Here is a 1,640-nt window from a genome sequence, read left to right as displayed (position 1 = left end):
ATCACTGCCGTCGAGCCGATACCGCCCCTGTGCCCAGGCCAGCTGGTGCACCGTCGCCCGGTGGGTCAACGCCACCCCCTTCGGCACCCCGGTCGAACCCGACGTAAAGATCACATACGCCGTGTTCGCCGGCGACACCGGCAGCCGATCCGCATCCGACACCGCGGACGCATCGAACTGTGTGAGATCCACAGTGGCGAGGTCCAAGGCCGCGATATCACCCGGAACCTCGACACAGTCGCGCCCAGTCGTGAGCACACACACTGGTGCCGCGGTGCGCAGAATGTGTGCGGTGCGCTCGGCCGGCTGATCCGGATCGATCGGCACGTACCCCCCGCCAGCCTCGACGATCGCGTACAGTCCCACCAACAGATCCAGGCTGCGGCGCATGTCCACCGCCACCAGCGTTTCCGGTCCCACCCCGATCGAGATCAGCAACCGGGCCAGACGATGAACCCGCGCCGCGAACTCACTGTACGTCCAGACCGCACCCTCGAACACCACCGCGACCGCGTCCGGGGTCGCTGCGACCTGCGCCTCGAACAACGACACCAACGTCGCACCCGCCTGTACCGCACGATCGGTGTCGTTCCACGCCTCGAGCACCAACTCCCGCTCTGTCTCCTCGAGGATGTCGATATCTCCGACCGGCGCCGCCGGGTCGGTGGTCACTGCGTGGAGGATCCGCATGAATCGGTCGGTGAATCCGTGGATGGTGGTCTCGTCGAACAGGTCGGTCGCGAAGGTGAATTCCACATCGATCCCGGCCGGAGCACCGTCGGGTCCGTACCGCTCGGCGAAGGTCGACTGCAGGTCGAACTTCGCCGCCGGCAGGTCGGCCTGTAGCGGCTCGACGGTCAATCCGGGCAGCTCGAACCCGGCCGGCGCGAAGTTCTGGAACACCAGTAGCACTTGGAACAGTGGTGCGTGCGCGGTCGACCGTGCCGGCGCCAGCTCCTCGACCAGCCACTCGAACGGCGCCTCGGCATGCGCGTATGCGGTCAGGTCCACTTCGCGGGTGTGTTCGAGCAGGTCGAGGAACGACCACCCCGGTTCCACCCGGGTGCGTAACACCAGGGTGTTGACGAACATCCCGACCAGATCGTCGAGCTCATGTTCACCGCGACCGGCGATCGGGGTGCCCACGGCGATGTCGTCACTGCCCGACAACCGCGCCAGCAGCACCGCCAACACCGCATGCACCACCATGAACGGTGTCGCATCATGCTCGCGGGCGAATGCATTCACTCGCTGGTGCAGATCCGCTGCGACGGTGAACTCGATCCGCCCGCCGCGCATCGACGCCACCGCGGGCCGCGGCCGATCGGTCGGCAACGCCAGCATCTCCGCGACCCCGGCCAGCTCCTGCTTCCAGAATGCGAGCTGCTGCCCGGCCATCGACTCCGGATCGTCGGCCTCCCCGAGTAGTTCCCGCTGCCACAACGCGTAATCGGCGTACTGCACCGGCAGCGGCGCCCACCCCGGCGCCTGTCCCCGCGACCGTGCCGCATACGCGGCCATCACATCCCGCGCCAACGGCCGCATCGAGGACCCGTCGGCGGCGATGTGATGCACCGCCACCGCCAGCACATGCTCCTGGTCCCCGACCCGCAACAGCCGCGCCCGCACCGGCACCGCCG

The 1,640-nt window shown here is 67.9% G+C and carries 1 protein-coding gene; it reads right to left on the bottom strand.

Annotated elements, in window-relative coordinates; translation table 11 throughout:
• A partial coding sequence (locus IU459_RS37050) for a condensation domain-containing protein (protein ID WP_195134241.1) occupies nucleotides 1–1,640 on the bottom strand: 1,640 nt, incomplete at both ends.

Origin of the sequence: Nocardia amamiensis, from assembly GCF_015477605.1 — a bacterium.
GTDB lineage: Bacteria > Actinomycetota > Actinomycetes > Mycobacteriales > Mycobacteriaceae > Nocardia > Nocardia amamiensis_A.
The sequence above is the reverse complement of the archived record's forward strand: the minus strand, read 5'-3'. Positions and strand labels throughout refer to the sequence as shown.